This window comes from Allobosea sp. GW823-FHT02B03 (genome assembly GCF_058797755.1).
The window spans coordinates 631,978-648,216 of the sequence record NZ_JBXAJY010000001.1 but is presented as its reverse complement, the minus strand read 5'-3'; the positions used below and the strand labels follow the sequence as shown (position 1 = coordinate 648,216).

Below are 16,239 nucleotides of genomic sequence, written 5' to 3'. Positions count from 1 at the left end.
CCGCCCTGGTCACGACGACAGGCCGCCGGTCAGCGTCGGCAGGTCGAGCGGGCGGAAGCCGTAATGCGAGAGCCAGCGGACATCGGCCTCGAAGAAGGGCCGCAGATCCGTCATGCCGTATTTCAGCATGGCGATGCGGTCGATGCCCATGCCCCAGGCGAAGCCCTGATAGACATCAGGGTCCAGCCCGCAATTCCTGAGCACGTTCGGGTGGACCATGCCGCAGCCGAGAATCTCGAGCCAGTCGTCGCCCTCGCCGAAGCGGATCTCGCCTCCCTTGCGCGAGCACTGGATGTCGACCTCAGCCGACGGCTCGGTGAACGGGAAGAAGGAGGGGCGGAAGCGCATCTTGACGCTCTCGACCTCGAAGAACGACTTGCAGAACTCCTCCAGCACCCATTTCATGTGGCCGAAATGGGTCTTCTTGTCGATGACGAGACCCTCGACCTGATGGAACATCGGCGTATGGGTCTGGTCGGAATCCATGCGGTAGGTCCGGCCCGGGCAGATCACGCGGATCGGCGGCTCCTGGGCCAGCATGGTGCGGACCTGGACCGGCGAGGTATGGGTGCGCAGGAGCTTGCGCTCGCCATTGGCGTCGGGCGCGAAGAAGAAGGTGTCGTGCATCTCGCGGGCGGGATGACCGACCGGGAAATTCAGTTTGGTGAAGTTGAGATCGTCGGTCTCGACATCCGGCCCCTCGGCGACGGCAAAGCCCATATCGCCGAAGATCGCGGTGATCTCGTCGATGACCTGGCTGATCGGGTGGATGCGCCCGCGCGCTTCCGGCCCCTCGCGGACGGGCAGGGAGATGTCGAGCCGCTCGGCGGCGAGCCGCGCTTCCAGCGCCGCCTCGCCCAGCGCCTCCTTGCGGGCGGCGAGCGCCTGCTGGACGCCGTCGCGCAGGCCGTTGATCAGGGGGCCTTTCTCCTTGCGCTCGTCCGGCGTCATCGCGCCGAGCGTCTTCAGCAGGGCGGAAACCGAGCCGGACTTGCCGAGCGCGGCGATGCGCAACTGCTCGAGCGTCGCCTCGTCCTGCGCCGCGGCGATCTCACCGACAAGGGAATCGCGAAGGGTATCGATCTCGTTCATGCCTGATCTGGTCCGTTAGCGCGTCCTCCGCCGGGCCGGAACCGACCGGCCGCCGGGAATTCGCACCACTTCAAAAAGCCGGAGCGCGTCCCGGCGAGGCATCTTCTATGGCTTCGGCCATGCGGATGCCAGCCCGAATTGCGCTGGCAAAGCGTGCCGATCGCGGCGTTTTCACACATTCGACCTCGCCTGCCGATCGTTCATGACAAGACCGTAGCACTCGCCCCCCGCATGCGGGCGGCAGGGGCGACAGTCGCTCCCCTGCCCGGCTATGCAGGGAGCAAGCACGGAGATGCCGACATGACCGAGAACCACGCCCAGAAGAACTCGCCTTCCTATCGCCTCGCCGCGCTCGACCAGGACTTCATCCTGGGCGACTCCACCCGCGGCGCGCGCTTCATGCTCGAATACCAGAAGGCCGAGGACAATCTCAGGGCACGCGGCATCGTCTCCACCATCGTGGTCTTCGGCTCGGCCCGGGTGCGCGAAGGCGAGCCCTGGTACGAGGCGGCAAGGGCCTTCGCACGGCTCGCCTCCGAGCGCGGCGGCGCGCTCGATGCCAAGGGAAGCGGCCGGCACCACGTCATCGCCACGGGCGGCGGGCCCGGCATCATGGAGGCGGCGAATCGCGGCGCCGGCGAGGCCGGAGCGGTCTCGATCGGCTTCAACATCACCTTGCCGCACGAACAGGAGCCGAACGCCTTCTCGACGCCGGACCTGACCTTCCGCTTCCACTATTTCGCGATGCGCAAAATGCATCTCGCCATGCGGGCCTCGGCTCTGGTCGCCTTTCCCGGCGGCTTCGGCACGCTCGACGAACTGTTCGAGATCCTGACGCTGACCCAGACCGGCAAGATGTCGCCCGTCCCGGTCATTCTCTACGACAGCAGCTTCTGGAAGGGCCTGCTCAATCTCGAGCGGCTGGCCGAGGCCGGGCTGATCCGCAAGGAGGACCTCGAACTGTTCTGCTACGCCGACTCGCCTGAGGAGGCCTATGCAAGGATCGTCGAAGGCGCCGGCGACGACTGGATCCCGGCTGCAGCCGACAGCGTGCAGACGTAAGCCGGCGTTCGACCGCCGACCTCGTCCCGGGCGACCGCAGGGAGACCCGGGATCCATGCTTGAGCTTTTCCGAACCATGCTCCGGCATGGGTCCCGGATCGGCGCCGCTGCGCGGCTTGTCCGGGACGACCCGCTTTTTCCCGGTGCAGCAAAAAAGAAAAAGGCCGGCGTCGCCGCCGGCCTTTCGCAATTCGTCAGGTCAGACCGCTCAGGCGGCCTTGGCCTCGGCGCCGAGCGCGCCCTTGACCGTCTCGACCACCGCAGCGAAGGCAGCAGCATCGTCGATCGCGAGGGCCGACAGGGTCTTGCGGTCGAGCTCGAGGCCCGACTTGGTGAGACCGTTGATGAAGGCCGAATAGGTCAGGCCGTGCTCGCGCACCGCAGCGTTCAGGCGCTGGATCCAGAGCGCGCGGAACGAGCGCTTCCGGTTCTTGCGGTCACGATAGGCATACTGCATCGACCGATCGACGGCCGCCTTGGCGGCGCGGATCGTATTCTTGCGGCGGCCATAGAAGCCCTTGGCGGCCTTCAGTGTCTTCTTGTGCTTGGCGTGGGACGTAACGCCCCGTTTCACGCGAGCCATGTTTGATCTCCGGAAAGGTTGTCAGGCGTCAGCCGTTGGGGAGGAAGAACTTCTTCACGTTGGCAGCATCGCCCTCGAACAGGGTCGTCGTGCCACGCTGGTTGCGGATCTGCTTGTTGGTCCGCTTGATCATCCCGTGACGCTTGCCGGCCTGGGCTGCGAGCACCTTGCCGGTTCCGGTGATCTTGAACCGCTTTTTAGCGGCCGCTTTGGTCTTCATCTTGGGCATTTCAGCTCCTCATAGGTCGCGAGCGCGCGAACTGCGCCGCTTGAATTTTGCTTCGGGAAGCAAATAACGATCGCCACGGCAGCCCTTATCAGCCGGGCGATCGAAGGCCGGGCATATGACAGAAAAGCCCTGCCCTTGCAAGCGCGGCCGCCCTGCCCGCTCAGACGAGTGCCGGGCGTGCCCGCTCGGAAGCCGTGCCGGACAGCCTGCGTAGACCGAGCAGCAGGATGGCGAGCGCCGTGAAGCCACCGACGACCGAGACGTAGAAGCCGCTCGCCGCACCGTAATTGTCGATCAGCCAGCCCGAGGCCGCCGAACCCAACGCGAGGCCGACGCCGAGGCCGGTCATCACCCAGGTGATCCCCTCCGTCAGCTTGTAAGGGGGCACATGGCGCTCGACCAAGGCCATGGCGACGATGACGGTCGGAGAGATCGAGGCCCCCGCGACGAAAAGCACCGCGGCCAGCGACCAGAGCGAGCCGACCGCGAGCAGCGGCAATGTCGTCGCCGCGGAAAGACCGATCGCGAGGACGAACTGCCGCGCCAGCGACAGGCGCAGATGCAGGGCGCCGAAGATCAAGCCGGCGATCAGCGAACCGGCGGCATAGGAGGCCAGCACCAGGCTGGCGGCCGCCTTCTGTCCCTGCGCCTCGGCGAAGGCGACCGTCGTCACCTCCGAGGTGCCGAAGATCGCGCCGATGGCGACCATCACCAGGGCGATGAGACGTACGGCGCCGAAGCGGATCGCCGAGCCCTCGGCGCTCGCCGCCTGCTGATGGACCGGAGGCTCGCTGCCGCGCTGGAGCACGAACAGGGTCATGCCGATGGCGAGCAGGATGGTGGCGGCAAGCGGCCCCGCCTCGGGGAACCAGGCGACGCTGAGGCCGATCGCCAGCACCGGCCCGATCATGAAGACCATTTCGTCGACCACCGATTCGAAGGCGAAGGCGGTGCGCAGATGCCGCGTGCCGCGATAGATCTCGGTCCAGCGCGCGCGCACCATCGCCGCCATGCTCGGCTCCAGGCCGGAGAGCGCGGCGAACAGGAAGAGAACCCAGTTCGGCGCCTCGAAGCGCGTCGCCAGCATCAGTCCCGCGAGCGCGACGAGCGTCGCCAGCGTGGCAGGCACCAACACGCGGCTCTGGCCGTGGCGGTCGACAAGGCGCGATATCTGCGGCGCGATCAGCGCATTGGCGAGCGCGAAGGTCGCAGCCACGCTGCCGGCCAGCCAGTACTCGCCGCGCGCCTGCGAGAGCATGGTGACGATGCCGATCGTCACCATCGAGAGGGGCAGACGGGCAACGAAGCCGGCCGCGGAGAAGCCAACAGCGCCGGGCGCGCGGAAGATCTCGCGATAGGGATTGGCCATTGGCAGTAAAACTCCGGGGAAACGTCGCACGTCCACATACGGCGTGTATGTGAACGCCTAATTGCATACGCCCCGTATGTCAATTAACATACAGGGCGTATGCAAAGAGGATTTGGATGAGCCGCAGGCCACGCCAGCAGATGATCGCCGAGACGCGCGCGAAGCTGATTGCGGCGGCCCGCCACGCCTTCGGCACGCTCGGCTATGCCGAGACCGCGATGGACGAGCTGACGGCATCGGCCGGGCTGACGCGCGGCGCGCTCTATCATCATTTCGGCGACAAGAAGGGGCTGCTCGCCGCAGTCATCGCCGAGATCGACGCGGAGATGAACGAACGGCTGAACGCCGTCTCGGCACGCGCGGCCGACCCGTGGACCGGCTTCCGCGACGAATGCGCCGCCTATATCGAGATGGCGCTTGAGCCCGAAATCCAGCGCATCGTGCTGCGGGACGGGCCGGCCGTGCTCGGCGACCCGTGGACCTGGCCGACGCAGAGCGCCTGCATCACCTCGATGACCGACAGCCTCGGCAAGCTGCGCGACGCCGGCGTCATCCTGGCCATCGACCCTGAAGCTGCCGCCCGGCTGATCGCCGGCGCGACACTCCATGCGGCGCAATGGATCGCCCACGCCCCCGATGGCCGCGCGGCATCCCAGAATTCCATCGCCGCCTTCGACGCCCTGCTCGCCGGGCTCCTCGTCCGGCATTGAGATCATTCGCAGGAGACGAAACAAACGCGCTTGTTTCGAGCTCCTGAATTAGATGTTTCATATCAATGCCCGGCCTGCTAGCGTCGCAGTGTGGACCAGCCGCATCTGACCGCCGCCCTCTCCGCAGGTTTCGAGCAATTGCCGCAGCAATTGCAGGCGGCGGCACGCTGGGTGCTCGATCATCCTGCCGATGTGGCGCTGCTAACGACGCGCGAGCAGGCGAAACGCGCAAGCCTTTCGCCCGCGACCCTGACCCGCCTCGCCCAGCGCTTCGGCCTTTCCGGCTATGACGAATTGCGGGCGATCCATGCCGCCGCCCTGCGGCAGCGCCCGGAGGGCTTCGCCGGCCGCGCCGGCGAATTGATGCAGCGCCATGGCGACGAAGGGGCCGGCGCGATCGCGCAGGACATGTTCGCCGCGCTCGCCGAACATCTCAGGGCCCTGCGAGAGCCGGAAGCGCAGGCCCAGCTCGAACGCGCCGCCATCCTTCTGGCCGAGGCGCAGACCGTGTTCTGCTTCGGGCTGCGCTCGGCCTTCCCGGCCGCCTACATGCTCGACTATATCCGCGACCTGATCGGCGCCGGCTCGGTTCTGGCAGACGGCGCAGGCGGGCGCGGCATCGACGCTCTGCGTCGGATCGGCCCCGGCGACGCGTTCTTCGCCGTCTCGGTCTCGCCCTATACGCGCCTGACCCTGCAGGCCGCAGACCTTGCCAAGGCGAAGGGGGCAAGGCTCATCGCGCTGACCGACAGCCCGCTCTCGCCGCTCGCCGCGCTCGCCGACGCGACGGTCCTGGTGCGCACCGAGACCCCGTCCTTCTTCCACACGATGACGCCGGCCTTTGCCGCGGTCGAATGCCTGGCGGCGCTGATGACGGCGCGCAAGGGCGCGGCCGCGCTCGCCGCCATCGCCCGCCACGAGGCGGAGCTTCACGACACCGGCACCTTCCACCAACCCAGAGCCGCCAAGCGAGGCCGCAAATGAGCCATGTCCTGCATCGTGTCCTTGGCAAGACCTATCCCGTCGCCGAAAGGGGCGTCGGCGTCATGCTGCGTGACCGCGACGGCCGCGAGCATATCGACGCCTCGGGCGGCGCCGCGGTCTCCTGCATCGGTCATGGCCATCCCGACGTGCTCGCCGCGATGCATGCCCAGATCGACAAGCTCGCCTATGCCCATACCAGCTTCTTCACCAGCGACGTCGCCGAGGAACTCGCCGATCATCTGATCGCGCGGGCGCCGGCCGGCATGGACTCGGTCTATTTCTGCAGCTCGGGCTCGGAAGCGATCGAGGCCTGCCTGAAGATGGCCCGGCACTACTTCGTCGAGACGGGCGAGCTGAAGCGCGTCAACTTCATCTCGCGGCGGCAGAGCTATCATGGAATCACGCTGGGCGCGCTCGCGGTCGGCGGCCGGATGAAGGACCGCGCCGCCTTCGCCGAGATGCTGATGACCGGGCACCACATCTCGCCCTGCTTCGACTATCGCGGTCGACGCCCCGACGAAACAGCCGAGCAATACGGGCTGCGCGTCGCCGACGAACTCGAAGCGAAGATCCTGGAGCTCGGGCCCGAGACGGTCTGCGCCTTCGTCGCCGAGACGGTCGTCGGCGCGACGCTGGGCGCGGCCACCGCGGCGCCGGGCTACTTCAAGCGTGTTCGCGAAATCTGCGACCGTTATGGCGTTCTCCTGATTCTCGACGAGGTGATGTGCGGCATGGGCCGCACCGGCACGCTGCATGCCTGCGAGCAGGAGGGCGTGGCCCCGGACCTGATGGCGATCGCCAAGGGGCTGGGCGGCGGCTATGCGCCGATCGGCGCCATGCTGGTCTCGAAGCGGATCGCGGAAGCGGTCCGGCGGGGCTCGGGCCTCTTCCCGCACAGCCAGACCTATGTCGGCCATCCGCTCGCCTGCGCGACCGCGCTCGCGGTGCAAAAGGTGATCGAGCGCGACGACCTCCTCGCCAATGTCCGGCGCCAGGGCGCCAGGCTGGAACAACGCCTGCGCGAGCGCTTCGGCAACCACCACCATGTCGGCGACATCCGCGGGCGCGGCCATTTCTGGGGCGTCGAAATCGTTGCCGACCGCGCGAGCAAGACGCCGTTCGACCCGGCGCTCAAGCTGAACGCCCGGGTCAAGGAAGCGGCCATGGCGCGCGGCCTGATGGTCTATCCGATGGGCGGCACCGCCGACGGCACGGCGGGCGACCATGTCCTGCTCGCGCCGCCCTTCATCGTCGACGCCGCCACCGTCGGCGCCATCGTCGAGCGCCTGGGCGATGCGGTCGATGCAGCTCTGGGGACCGTGCAGCCGATCTGAGAAGACCACCATGCGGGCCGCCAAAGAGCCTGCCTCAACCAAGGGGAACTGCCATGAAACAACTGACCGTGAAACGACTGAAACAGGCGAGCCTCGCCGCGATCGGCCTCGCGGCGCTGGCGCTCGCCACGCCCGCAGCGGCGCAATCGGGAACGCTCGACCGGGTCAAGGCGCGTGGCGAGCTGATCTGCGGCAACCACATCGCCCTGCCCGGCTTCGGGCTGCAGGGGCCGGACGGTCGCTGGGCCGGGCTCGACATCGATCTTTGCCGCGCCGTCTCGTCGGCGATCTTCAACGACCCCAACAAGATCAAGTTCATCCCGACGACGCCGCAGATGCGCTTCCTCGTGGTGCAGAACGGCGAAGTCGACATGCTCGCCCGCAACGCCACCTACACCATGTCGCGCGACACCTCGGCCGGCATGTCCTGGCCGATCATCAACTATTTCGACGGCCAGGGCTTCATGGTGCGCAAATCGCTCGGGGTCAGCGAGGCGAAGGGGCTGAGCGGCGCCTCGATCTGCGTGACGCAAGGCACGACGACCGAACTGAACCTCGCCGACTTCTTCCGGGCCAACAACCTGAAATACGAGATCATCGGCTTCGCCACCAACGAGGAAGGGGTAAAGGCGCTGGAGGCCGGGCGCTGCGACGCCTTCACCACCGATTCCTCTGGGCTTGCCGCCGAACGGCTGAAATTCGCCAAGCCGGACGACTTCATGATCCTGCCGACGCTGATCTCGCGCGAGCCGCTCGGCCCGGCGGTGAAGCGCGGCGATGAAAGCTGGTTCAATCTGGTGAAGTGGACGCACTACGCCATGCTCAACGCCGAGGAACTCGGCGTGACCAGGGCCAATGTCGACGAGATGCTGAAATCGACCAATCCCGAGATCAAGCGCCTGCTGGGCGTCGAGGGCAAGTTCGGCGAGGGGCTCGGCCTCAGCAATGACTGGGCCTACCGGATCATCAAGCATGTCGGCAATTACGGCGAGAGCTTCGAGCGCAATGTCGGCATGGGCTCGAAGCTTCAGCTGAAGCGCGGGCTGAACGACCTCGCCTCGAAGGGCGGGCTGCAGTACCCGCACCCGATCCGATAATCCCGAGAGCCATTGCTAATGGCTCCCGGGATTCCGCATCTGGATGTCTCAAGCCTTTGGCTGCATTTGAGACATCCAGATTGGAGCAACGGCCTGACGCGTCAGCGTCACTGGTCGTTGGCATGAGGACCACCCAATGAGGATCGCGCTGATCCATGCGCTGCGCCATTCGCCGCCTCCGATCGAGGCGGCGTTTGCGCGTCTGTGGCCCGAAGCCAGGCTGATGAACCTGCTCGATGACAGCCTATCGGCCGACCTCGCCCGCGACGGCGAGATCACCGAGACGATGACCGGGCGGTTCCTGAGCCTCGCGCGCTATGCGAAGGCGACGGGCGCCGACGGCATCCTCTTCACCTGCTCGGCCTTCGGCCCCTGCATCGAGGCGGTTCAGCGCGAATTCGCGCCGATGCCGGTGCTGAAGCCGAACGAGGCGATGATCGAGGAGGCAGAAGGGATCGGCGGCCGGGTCGGCCTCCTCGCCAGCTTCGCGCCGACACTTCAGTCGATGCCGCCTGAATTCCCGGCGGCACTCACCGTCATGCCGAAGCTGGCCGAGGGCGCGCTCGCGGCCCTCGACCGCGGCGACGGCGATACACACGACCGGCTGGCGGCGGAGGCGGCCGGCGATCTCGCCGACTGCGACCTGATCGCCCTCGCCCAGTTCAGCCTGGCGCGAGCGGCGCCGGCCGTCGCGGCAGCGACCGGCAAGCAGGTGCTGACCACACCGGACAGCGCAGTCAGGAAGCTGAGGCGGCTGCTGGCCTGAGCGCTGCTCAGAGCCCTTCCATCCGGCGCAGCGCCTCGAAATGCTTCGTCGCCTGGTAGACGAGGACCTGGCGCCATTCGCGCGCCGTCGCCTCGATCTCCCCATTCGGGATCAGCTTGAGGGGCCGGCCGGTCGACATCGCCAGCACCTGCTGGCGGCAGGCACGCTCGAGGAAATAGAGGTCATCGAAGGCGACCGCGACCGACGGCCCGCCGATGGTGACACCGTGATGGGCGAGGAAGGTGATGTCGGCATGGCCCTGCTCGCGATTGGCCGCGACGATCGCCTCGCCCTCGCCTTCATCGAGCGCGAGTCCGCCGAAATGGTCCTGGTAGAGGGTGCGGCCATGGAAGCGGCAGGCAGTCTGGTGCGCCATCTCCAGCCGGCCGCCCTCGACCATGGTCAGCGCCGTGGCATAGGGCATGTGGACATGCAGCACGGCGACATGGCGCGGATTGGCCTTGTGGGCGGCGACATGGATGTTGCGGGCGGTCGCCTCGACCTCGCCCTCCCCTTCCAGCACCTGACCGTGCTCATCGATCAGCAGCAGGTCGGACGGGCGCAGCTCCGACCAGTGCACGCCATAGGGGTTGATCAGATAGCGCGGGCGACCATCGGGACCGTCAGGAAGCGCCACCGAGAAATGATTGCAGATGCCCTCGTTGAGCTCGAATCTGGCGGCGAGGCGCAAGGCGGCGGCAAGATCGCGGCGCTGCTCGGTCACTGTCGGCGTCGTCATGGCGGAAGGCCTCGCGCTGGCTCGGGAACCCGGAGCGAAGCATCGCGACCCCAGACATGACAAGGCCCGGCACGCGGGCCGGGCCTGTCTGGATTCGCATGACGGAGCGGCAGCCTATTTCGGCGCCAGCACCATCACCATCTGGCGGCCTTCAAGCTGCCAGTCGCTCTCGACCTTGGCGATATCGACCAGATCGGCCTTGACGCGCTCGAGCACCTTCACGCCGAGATCCTGGTGAGCCATCTCGCGGCCGCGGAAGCGCAGGGTCACCTTGACCTTGTCGCCTTCCTCGAAGAAGCCGTGCATGGCCTTCATCTTGACGTCGTAGTCGTGCTTGTCGATGCCGGGGCGCAGCTTGATTTCCTTGATCTCGATGGTGCGCTGCTTCTTGCGCGCCTCCGAAGCCTTCTTCTGCTCAAGGAAGCGGAAGCGGCCATAATCGAGAATCTTGCAGACGGGCGGCTCGGAGTTCGGGGCGATCTCGACCAGATCGAGACCGGCGTCCTCGGCGATCTTCAGCGCTTCGAAGAACGAGACGACGCCGCGGTTGACGCCCAAATCGTCGATGAGCTGAACATCGCGAACGCCGCGGATGTCGCGGTTCGAGCGGGGCCCGTCCTTGGTCGGGGTGGGTGCGGCACGGAAAGGACGACGAATGGCTGTATTCTCCTGTGATTGGCGCGCTACGCGCCGTTGGTGAGACACATTGCACAACGCGTAGCGTTGTCAATGGACGGCAAAGTCAAATGACGGGCGAAAACGGAAGATCGCCGGCTCGCGGGGCGCCTTTTGCCCGCGAACCCTGCTCATCCGTCCACCGGTTCAACGCCCGAGCAGGGCGCAGTAGACATCCAGCGTATCGTTGACCATCGCGGCCAGCGAGAAATGCCGTTCGACATGCAGGCGCGCCCGCCGCGCCAGCGCGTCCCTGGCGGAAGGACGCAGGGCCAGCGCCTCCTGCAGCGCCGCCGCCAGTGCAGGAGCGTCGCCCGGCGGGATACGCCAGCCGGTGCGCTCGGAAGGGGCGACCTGCGGCGGCGCGAGCACCGTCTCCGGCACGGCTCCGAGATCTGAGACGACCACAGGCACGCCCATGGCCTGCGCCTCGACGGCGACGCGGCCGAAGGCTTCCGGCTCGGTCGAAGGCACGGCGACGATCGCCGCTGCGAGCATCGCGGCAGGCATGTCGCTGCAATGCCCGACCCGGCGCACGCGCTTTTCGAGCCCAGCCTTGGCGATCTGCTCGTCGAGCTCGCGGACATAGCCGTCGCGCCCTTGCGGGTCGCCGGCGAGGATGAAAGCGGTGTCCTCGTCGCCGGCATCGCGCATCAGGCGCGCCGCCTCGATCAGGACCTTCTGGCCCTTCCAGCCGGTCAGCCGGCCCGGCAGCAGCACGATGCGCTGATGCGGCTCGACGCCCCAGGCGCGGCGCAAGGCGCTGACCCGCTCGGGCCCGACGGCCGCCGGCGCGAAGGCCGAGAAATCCGTGCCGCGGTTGACGATGCGGATTCGATCGCGGGCAAAGCTGTGCCGCGCCAGGATGAGGTCGGCGGTGTAGGCGGAGTTGGCGATGACGACGTCGCCGCGCGCCATCACCGAATTATAGTGGTTCTTCACCACGGAGCGGCTGTTGTAGGAGCCGTGATAGGTGGTGACGAAGGGCAGTTTCAGCGCCCGCGTCGCCGCCAGCGCGACCCAGGCCGGGGCGCGCGAGCGGGCATGGACGAGATCGACGTGCTCCTGCCGGCAGAGTCGCGCCAGCTTGCGTACGTTCATCGCCATGGCGAGCGGGTTCTTGGACGCCGCCGGGAACGGCAGCCAGATGCCGCCCTTGGCCTGCAACTCGGCGACGAGCCGGCCACCCTCGGTCGCGACCAGCGCGCGGGCGCCGGCCTCCGTCAGCCCCTCCGCGATATCCACGGCAGTGCGCTCGGCGCCGCCGGCCTCCAGATCGGGGATGATCTGCAGCACTGTGCGCCCACTCAGCGGGTGGGTCTCGGTCGATGGCAGCGAGAGTGGCGCTCCGGAGCGCAGGGTGGTGGTCACCGTTCGAAAGGGCCTTCTTGCAGACGGCGGGTTTGCTATCTGCGCCATGATGGGCATAGCGCTTGCGCGAAGCACAGCGGCCCGGTGCAGATTCCCGCGGTTCGTCACAGGAGAAATAGGGTGAATATGCCTCAACCGCAATTTCTGAGCGTCGGCGAGGGTGAGCGGCGCCGCGAGATCGCCGTACTGGACGAGCCCGGCCGCGGCCCCGCCGTGGTCTGGCTCGGCGGCTTCCGTTCCGACATGCGGGCGACCAAGGCCGAGGCGCTAGCGGCCTGGGCGCGGGCCAAGGGCCGGCGCTTCGTCCGCTTCGACTATGCCGGCCACGGCGAATCAGGCGGCGACTTCGCGCAGTGGACCTTGTCCGACTGGCTGGGCGACGCGCTCGCCGTGCTGGAAGAGAAGGTCGAGGGGCCGGCCGTGCTCGTCGGTTCCTCGATGGGCGGCTGGCTCGCCCTGCTCGTCGCGCGCCGGCTGCGCAAGCAGGGCGCTGCGCGGATGCCGGCCGGGCTGGTGCTGATCGCACCGGCGGTCGATTTCTCCGAGGAGCTGATGTGGGCGCAGATGCCCGAGGCGATTCGCCGGACCATCCTCGAAGACGGCGTCTGGCTTCGTCCCTCGGAATACTCGCCCGAGCCAACCCCGATCACGCGGGCACTGATCGAGGACGGGCGCAAGCATCTCATGTTCGGACAGCCGATCGAGACCGGCTGCCCCGTCCACATCCTGCAGGGAATGAAGGATCCCGACGTGCCCTATGGCCAGGCGCTCAAGCTGGTCGAGCATCTGCCGCACGATCCGGTGGTGCTGACCCTGATCAAGGACGGCGACCACCGCCTGTCGACGCCGGAAGACATCGAGCGCCTCATCGCGGCCGTCGAGGGAATCGCTCCCGCAGCCGACTGAGGCCCTGCCCGGCGCCCTTCCCGCCCGGCCGGAAAGGCCGAGCGGCGCGGGCGCCTAGTGCAGGCTGACCATCTTCAGGTCGTGTTCCCAGGCATTGGCCGTCGCGGCCTCGCGCGAATCGGTCACCAGGATCGGCGCGCCATCGGCCGAGAGCAGCGCGAAGAGCTGCAGACCCGGTTCGATATGCGGTGCCTGCGGGAAGATCCGCGCCAGCTCGTCCGAGGTCATCGGCTTGAGATAGGCGACCTGTCCGGCGCCGAGCGCGGCGAATTCCGCCGTGGTCAGGGGGGTGTTTCTGGTCTCAGTCATCGCGCCCTCCTTCAGAGCAGTGCGAGGCGGTTTGATTGTGGACTCATGATCATGAACGGAAGGCAAACCGCATGCCTTTCCCCGAACCGACCTCCTTCAGTCGCGGCTCATGATATCGATACGCCGGACGAGCCGTTCCGGTTCCGGACGGGCGAGATCAATCGCCAGCAACCCGTTCGAAAGATCGGCGCCTAGGACCTGCATGCCATCGGCGAGCAGGAAGGACCGCTGGAACTGCCGCGCGGCGATACCGCGATGCAGGAACTGGCGCGTCTTGTCGTCGATCTGGCGACCGCGGATGGTGAGCTGGTTCTCTTCCAGGGTGATCTCGAGCTGTTCGCGCGAGAAACCCGCCACCGCGAGCGTGATCCGAAGCTTGTCGGGCTCGTTATCCGTGCGCGGCATGCGCTCGATGTTATAGGGCGGGTAGCCTTCCCCGGCGCCTTTGGCGACCCGGTCGAGCGCCCGCTCGATATCATCGAAGCCGAGCAGGAAAGGATGCGACAGGCTAGGCGGACGCGTCATTGCGAAGCCCTTTGAAAGGCGCCTCTTCAAGATCGCAGGGCCCGCTGGCGCAGCACCCTGCCGGCAGCGGGCGAACCCCACTGCGTGCTCACGATATGGCGAGCGCCGGTTCCGGCTTCAAGCCCGCAAGCGTTCCAGGCTCAGTCGAGTGCCGCTATCAGCTCGATCTCGACCAGCAGGCGCGGATCGACCAGTGCGGTGACGCCGACCATGGTGCTGGCGGGATAAGGCCCCTCGCCGAGATACTTCACCCGCACCCTGTGGATCGCCGCCGCCTTTTCCGGCGTCAGGTCGACGACATAGCTCACCGTCTTGAAGACCTTCGAGAAGTCGGCGCCGGCGGCGGCGAGCCCCGCGGCGAGATTGGCGAAGACCTGTTCGGCCTGGGCGGCAAGATCGCCCTCGCCGACCACCTGGCCCATCGCGTCGAGCGCGATCTGTCCGGAGATGTGGACCTGCCTGCCGGCGCTGACGACGGCGACATGACAGTAGCGCCCCGGCGGCGCAAGCGAGGCGGGGTTGAGGCGGTCGATCTTCATCGGCATGGCGCAGGTCCTGACGGATTCGATGTGCAGCATCGGCCCACCGGGAGCGGGTTGGCGCGGCACGGGCCTGCGCGGCAGACTAGGCCGCCGGAGCGGCGCGCTGCAATCGAACGATGTCGGGTCTGGTGGAGGGAATGGTACAGCCACCCCGGCTTGAACGGGGGACCTCTAGATCCACAATCTAGCGCTCTAACCAACTGAGCTATGGCTGCACAGCTTCGCGAAATCCGCGATGCATATCCCTGCCGGCATGGCCGGCGGGCGCCGGTTCGTTGCCGATCCAGCGACGGCGCGGAACCTAGTGCCGCGCTGCGCCGAATGCAACGGAGAAATTGCGGCCGGTGCACAGAACTCGCACCGGCCTGCCGATCAGGGGCGCGGCAGCTCCTTGCGGGCGGTCGCGGCGAGGTCGCTGAGATGGCTCGACAGCGATTCGTAGCCGCGGCGGAACGCCTTCGCCTGCAGCGCGACAGCATCGGCCGCGCTCTGGGTGCGGGCCAGAGTCTCGATCTCGCCCAGTGTCGCCTTCAGCTCGGCGCAGGCATGATCGAGCACCTTGGCCTGGATCGCGCCGAAGGCACGGGTCAGCGCCAGCGTCTGGCTCAGCCACGGCGAAACCGGCTCGCTGACCGCTTCGATCGCGGCAATGAACGGCTTCGTCGTCGGGACCGGACGGACGACAGCTCCCAGCTCGACCGCCTTCGCCGCGACGGCAACCGGCGCTGCCGCCTTGGCAGGCGCGGGCTTGGCAGGCGGAGCCTTGGCCGCGACAGCCGTCGCGGCAGCGGATTTGGACGGCGCGGCCTTGGCCGGCTTCGGCGCCTCGACCTTGGCGTGTGGCGCCGCGACCTTGGCAACACCGCTCGCTGCGATCTTTCGGGCAGGCGGGGCCTTGGCCCGCGGCGCCTTCGCGACGGCCTTGCCAGCCGGCTCGGCGGTGGCCTTGGCGGCGCCTTCGTCCGCGATCTTCGCGGCCGGAACGGCAGCGGGCGCAGGCGGCTTCAGCGGCGCCGCCTTTGCAGCAACGACTTCGGCGACAGCGGCGGCGACGGGATTGGCAGCGGCCGGCTTTGCAACCATGGCGGCCGGCGTGACGTAGGCAGGCTTCGCCACCGCGGGATTTGCAGGCGCGGGACTTGCTGGCGTGGCAGGGGCCGGCTTGGCCGGAGCAGCCGCTACCGCAGGCTTCTCAGCAAGCTTGGGAACGACAGGGGTCGGCTCGACCTTGGCGGGAGCCGAAGCGGCCGGCGCGGGGGCCGATGGGACAACCGGCGCCGCCACGGCGCTCGGGGTGGGCTGCGATTCGCTCATCGCCTTGACCGGAGCAAGGCTGATCGGAGCTTTGCCGGGCGTAGTCTGTTTCGCCATCACCGTTCTCCTTCATGTTTCGGGCCGGGCGCTCCTGCAAGCGCGTGGCCGGCTCGGTACCGGCCACGACTCTTGAAAGTCCGCTCCGCCCTGGCAGCAGGCCGGCGTCAACTGACCTGCTTACTTGGTCTTGGTCGCCTTGGCCGCGGTCTCGGCCGTCTTGGCAGCGGCTTCCTGAACCGCCGAGCCCAGCTCCTTGAGCTGCGTCTGGAACGAAGCCATCTGCGACTTCAGGAACTCGGACTGGTGCTGCAGCACCTCGTTGACGTCGCGCGAACGCACCAGCTTCTGGGCGAGATCGAAGGCGGCCGCGACATTGGCCTCGGCATAGCCGATCGCCTTGCGGGTCGCGTCCTGCGCACTGACGCGAGCCGACTCGGCCGAGCCATGAGCGCTGTCGACAGCCTTGTGAGCGGCACCGATGAAACCGTCAAAAGCCTTGCGCGCCTGGTCGACGCTCTTCTCGGCGAATTCGCGCATCTCGGTAGGAACCTCGTAAGGGGTCTTGCCGTCCATGATCGATCCTCCTGATGGTTGTGACCGGAGGCCTGCCGCGTGTTCCGCCAGGCTTTATT

Annotated in this window: 19 protein-coding genes and 1 tRNA gene; 7 read left to right on the top strand and 13 right to left on the bottom strand. The window is 67.4% G+C overall.

Going from position 1 to position 16,239, the window contains the following annotated elements:
• Window positions 1–9 precede the first annotated feature (9 nt).
• Window positions 10–1,092 (bottom strand): phenylalanine--tRNA ligase subunit alpha, encoded by a 1,083-nt coding sequence (gene pheS, locus AC1REK_RS03015; protein WP_492267240.1) that lies wholly within the window; start codon window positions 1,090–1,092, stop codon window positions 10–12.
• 300 nt (window positions 1,093–1,392) lie between these two features.
• Here pheS and AC1REK_RS03010 point away from each other — a divergent pair, with 300 nt between their 5' ends.
• Window positions 1,393–2,154 carry an LOG family protein gene (locus tag AC1REK_RS03010; RefSeq protein ID WP_492267241.1) on the top strand — a complete coding sequence of 254 codons (762 nt, stop codon included), beginning with the start codon at window positions 1,393–1,395 and terminating at the stop codon, window positions 2,152–2,154.
• Between the two features lie 208 nt (window positions 2,155–2,362).
• On the opposite strand, the gene rplT is transcribed toward AC1REK_RS03010, so the two are convergent.
• The 3 genes from rplT to AC1REK_RS02995 all read right to left on the bottom strand — a co-directional run bounded on the left by rplT (window position 2,363) and on the right by AC1REK_RS02995 (window position 4,335).
• Entirely contained in the window at window positions 2,363–2,737 is a 375-nt protein-coding gene (gene rplT / locus AC1REK_RS03005; RefSeq protein ID WP_066468282.1) for a 50S ribosomal protein L20, read from the bottom strand.
• Window positions 2,738–2,765: 28 nt separating this feature from the next.
• A complete protein-coding gene (rpmI, locus tag AC1REK_RS03000; protein ID WP_066468280.1) occupies window positions 2,766–2,966 on the bottom strand; it encodes a 50S ribosomal protein L35 in 201 nt (66 codons plus the stop codon).
• Window positions 2,967–3,126: 160 nt separating this feature from the next.
• Window positions 3,127–4,335 (bottom strand): MFS transporter, encoded by a 1,209-nt coding sequence (locus tag AC1REK_RS02995; RefSeq protein WP_492267242.1) that lies wholly within the window; start codon window positions 4,333–4,335, stop codon window positions 3,127–3,129.
• 116 nt (window positions 4,336–4,451) lie between these two features.
• On the opposite strand from AC1REK_RS02995, the gene AC1REK_RS02990 reads away from it, so the two are divergent.
• From AC1REK_RS02990 to AC1REK_RS02970, 5 genes are all read left to right on the top strand, one after another.
• A complete protein-coding gene (locus AC1REK_RS02990) occupies window positions 4,452–5,045 on the top strand; it encodes a TetR/AcrR family transcriptional regulator (protein WP_492267243.1) in 594 nt (197 codons plus the stop codon).
• 90 nt (window positions 5,046–5,135) lie between these two features.
• A complete protein-coding gene (locus AC1REK_RS02985) occupies window positions 5,136–6,029 on the top strand; it encodes a MurR/RpiR family transcriptional regulator (protein ID WP_492267244.1) in 894 nt (297 codons plus the stop codon).
• Window positions 6,026–7,363, top strand: coding sequence for an aspartate aminotransferase family protein (locus AC1REK_RS02980; RefSeq protein ID WP_492267245.1), 1,338 nt, complete (start codon window positions 6,026–6,028; stop codon window positions 7,361–7,363). Before AC1REK_RS02985 ends, AC1REK_RS02980 begins: the two co-directional genes overlap by 4 nt.
• A 53-nt stretch (window positions 7,364–7,416) precedes the next feature.
• Window positions 7,417–8,460 carry an amino acid ABC transporter substrate-binding protein gene (locus AC1REK_RS02975; protein WP_492267246.1) on the top strand — a complete coding sequence of 348 codons (1,044 nt, stop codon included), beginning with the start codon at window positions 7,417–7,419 and terminating at the stop codon, window positions 8,458–8,460.
• Between the two features lie 136 nt (window positions 8,461–8,596).
• Window positions 8,597–9,226 carry an aspartate/glutamate racemase family protein gene (locus tag AC1REK_RS02970; RefSeq protein WP_492267247.1) on the top strand — a complete coding sequence of 210 codons (630 nt, stop codon included), beginning with the start codon at window positions 8,597–8,599 and terminating at the stop codon, window positions 9,224–9,226.
• A 7-nt stretch (window positions 9,227–9,233) separates the two neighbouring features.
• Here AC1REK_RS02970 and AC1REK_RS02965 read toward each other — a convergent pair whose 3' ends face one another.
• The 3 genes from AC1REK_RS02965 to AC1REK_RS02955 all read right to left on the bottom strand — a co-directional run bounded on the left by AC1REK_RS02965 (window position 9,234) and on the right by AC1REK_RS02955 (window position 12,011).
• A complete protein-coding gene (locus AC1REK_RS02965) occupies window positions 9,234–10,028 on the bottom strand; it encodes an aldolase (protein ID WP_492267248.1) in 795 nt (264 codons plus the stop codon).
• Between the two features lie 51 nt (window positions 10,029–10,079).
• Window positions 10,080–10,622 (bottom strand): translation initiation factor IF-3, encoded by a 543-nt coding sequence (gene infC, locus AC1REK_RS02960; RefSeq protein WP_316018664.1) that lies wholly within the window; start codon window positions 10,620–10,622, stop codon window positions 10,080–10,082.
• A gap of 165 nt (window positions 10,623–10,787) precedes the next feature.
• Window positions 10,788–12,011 (bottom strand): glycosyltransferase family 4 protein, encoded by a 1,224-nt coding sequence (locus AC1REK_RS02955; RefSeq protein WP_327524196.1) that lies wholly within the window; start codon window positions 12,009–12,011, stop codon window positions 10,788–10,790.
• Window positions 12,012–12,137: 126 nt separating this feature from the next.
• Between AC1REK_RS02955 and AC1REK_RS02950 the strand changes: the two genes are divergently transcribed.
• Complete coding sequence (locus AC1REK_RS02950) at window positions 12,138–12,917, top strand: alpha/beta hydrolase (RefSeq protein WP_492267666.1); 780 nt, start codon at window positions 12,138–12,140, stop codon at window positions 12,915–12,917.
• Window positions 12,918–12,971: 54 nt separating this feature from the next.
• Here AC1REK_RS02950 and AC1REK_RS02945 read toward each other — a convergent pair whose 3' ends face one another.
• From AC1REK_RS02945 to AC1REK_RS02920, 6 genes are all read right to left on the bottom strand, one after another.
• Complete coding sequence (locus AC1REK_RS02945; RefSeq protein WP_066468264.1) at window positions 12,972–13,226, bottom strand: BQ00720 family protein; 255 nt, start codon at window positions 13,224–13,226, stop codon at window positions 12,972–12,974.
• A 96-nt stretch (window positions 13,227–13,322) separates the two neighbouring features.
• On the bottom strand, window positions 13,323–13,751 hold the full coding sequence (locus AC1REK_RS02940; protein ID WP_066468263.1) for an Hsp20 family protein: 429 nt from the start codon (window positions 13,749–13,751) through the stop codon (window positions 13,323–13,325).
• A 140-nt stretch (window positions 13,752–13,891) separates the two neighbouring features.
• The gene (locus tag AC1REK_RS02935; RefSeq protein ID WP_316018595.1) at window positions 13,892–14,296 is read right to left on the bottom strand and encodes a RidA family protein; all 405 of its coding nucleotides are present in this window, start codon (window positions 14,294–14,296) and stop codon (window positions 13,892–13,894) included.
• A gap of 135 nt (window positions 14,297–14,431) precedes the next feature.
• Window positions 14,432–14,508, bottom strand: a tRNA-His gene (locus AC1REK_RS02930).
• A 157-nt stretch (window positions 14,509–14,665) separates the two neighbouring features.
• Entirely contained in the window at window positions 14,666–15,409 is a 744-nt protein-coding gene (locus tag AC1REK_RS02925) for a hypothetical protein (RefSeq protein ID WP_492267249.1), read from the bottom strand.
• 375 nt (window positions 15,410–15,784) lie between these two features.
• The gene (locus AC1REK_RS02920) at window positions 15,785–16,180 is read right to left on the bottom strand and encodes a phasin (RefSeq protein ID WP_316018597.1); all 396 of its coding nucleotides are present in this window, start codon (window positions 16,178–16,180) and stop codon (window positions 15,785–15,787) included.
• Window positions 16,181–16,239 lie beyond the last annotated feature (59 nt).

Bases quoted from the DNA above. Each gene is read 5' to 3' on its own strand.
- rpmI (WP_066468280.1), bottom strand. From the start codon at position 2,966: ATGCCCAAGATGAAGACCAAAGCGGCCGCTAAAAAGCGGTTCAAGATC.
- AC1REK_RS03010 (WP_492267241.1), top strand. From the start codon at position 1,393: ATGACCGAGAACCACGCCCAGAAGAACTCGCCTTCCTATCGCCTCGCC.
- AC1REK_RS02950 (WP_492267666.1), top strand. From the start codon at position 12,138: ATGCCTCAACCGCAATTTCTGAGCGTCGGCGAGGGTGAGCGGCGCCGC.
- AC1REK_RS02920 (WP_316018597.1), bottom strand. From the start codon at position 16,180: ATGGACGGCAAGACCCCTTACGAGGTTCCTACCGAGATGCGCGAATTC.
- pheS (WP_492267240.1), bottom strand. From the start codon at position 1,092: ATGAACGAGATCGATACCCTTCGCGATTCCCTTGTCGGTGAGATCGCC.
- AC1REK_RS02995 (WP_492267242.1), bottom strand. From the start codon at position 4,335: ATGGCCAATCCCTATCGCGAGATCTTCCGCGCGCCCGGCGCTGTTGGC.
- AC1REK_RS02945 (WP_066468264.1), bottom strand. From the start codon at position 13,226: ATGACTGAGACCAGAAACACCCCCCTGACCACGGCGGAATTCGCCGCG.
- AC1REK_RS02980 (WP_492267245.1), top strand. From the start codon at position 6,026: ATGAGCCATGTCCTGCATCGTGTCCTTGGCAAGACCTATCCCGTCGCC.
- AC1REK_RS02975 (WP_492267246.1), top strand. From the start codon at position 7,417: ATGAAACAACTGACCGTGAAACGACTGAAACAGGCGAGCCTCGCCGCG.
- AC1REK_RS02970 (WP_492267247.1), top strand. From the start codon at position 8,597: ATGAGGATCGCGCTGATCCATGCGCTGCGCCATTCGCCGCCTCCGATC.
- AC1REK_RS02990 (WP_492267243.1), top strand. From the start codon at position 4,452: ATGAGCCGCAGGCCACGCCAGCAGATGATCGCCGAGACGCGCGCGAAG.
- AC1REK_RS02935 (WP_316018595.1), bottom strand. From the start codon at position 14,296: ATGCCGATGAAGATCGACCGCCTCAACCCCGCCTCGCTTGCGCCGCCG.
- rplT (WP_066468282.1), bottom strand. From the start codon at position 2,737: ATGGCTCGCGTGAAACGGGGCGTTACGTCCCACGCCAAGCACAAGAAG.
- AC1REK_RS02940 (WP_066468263.1), bottom strand. From the start codon at position 13,751: ATGACGCGTCCGCCTAGCCTGTCGCATCCTTTCCTGCTCGGCTTCGAT.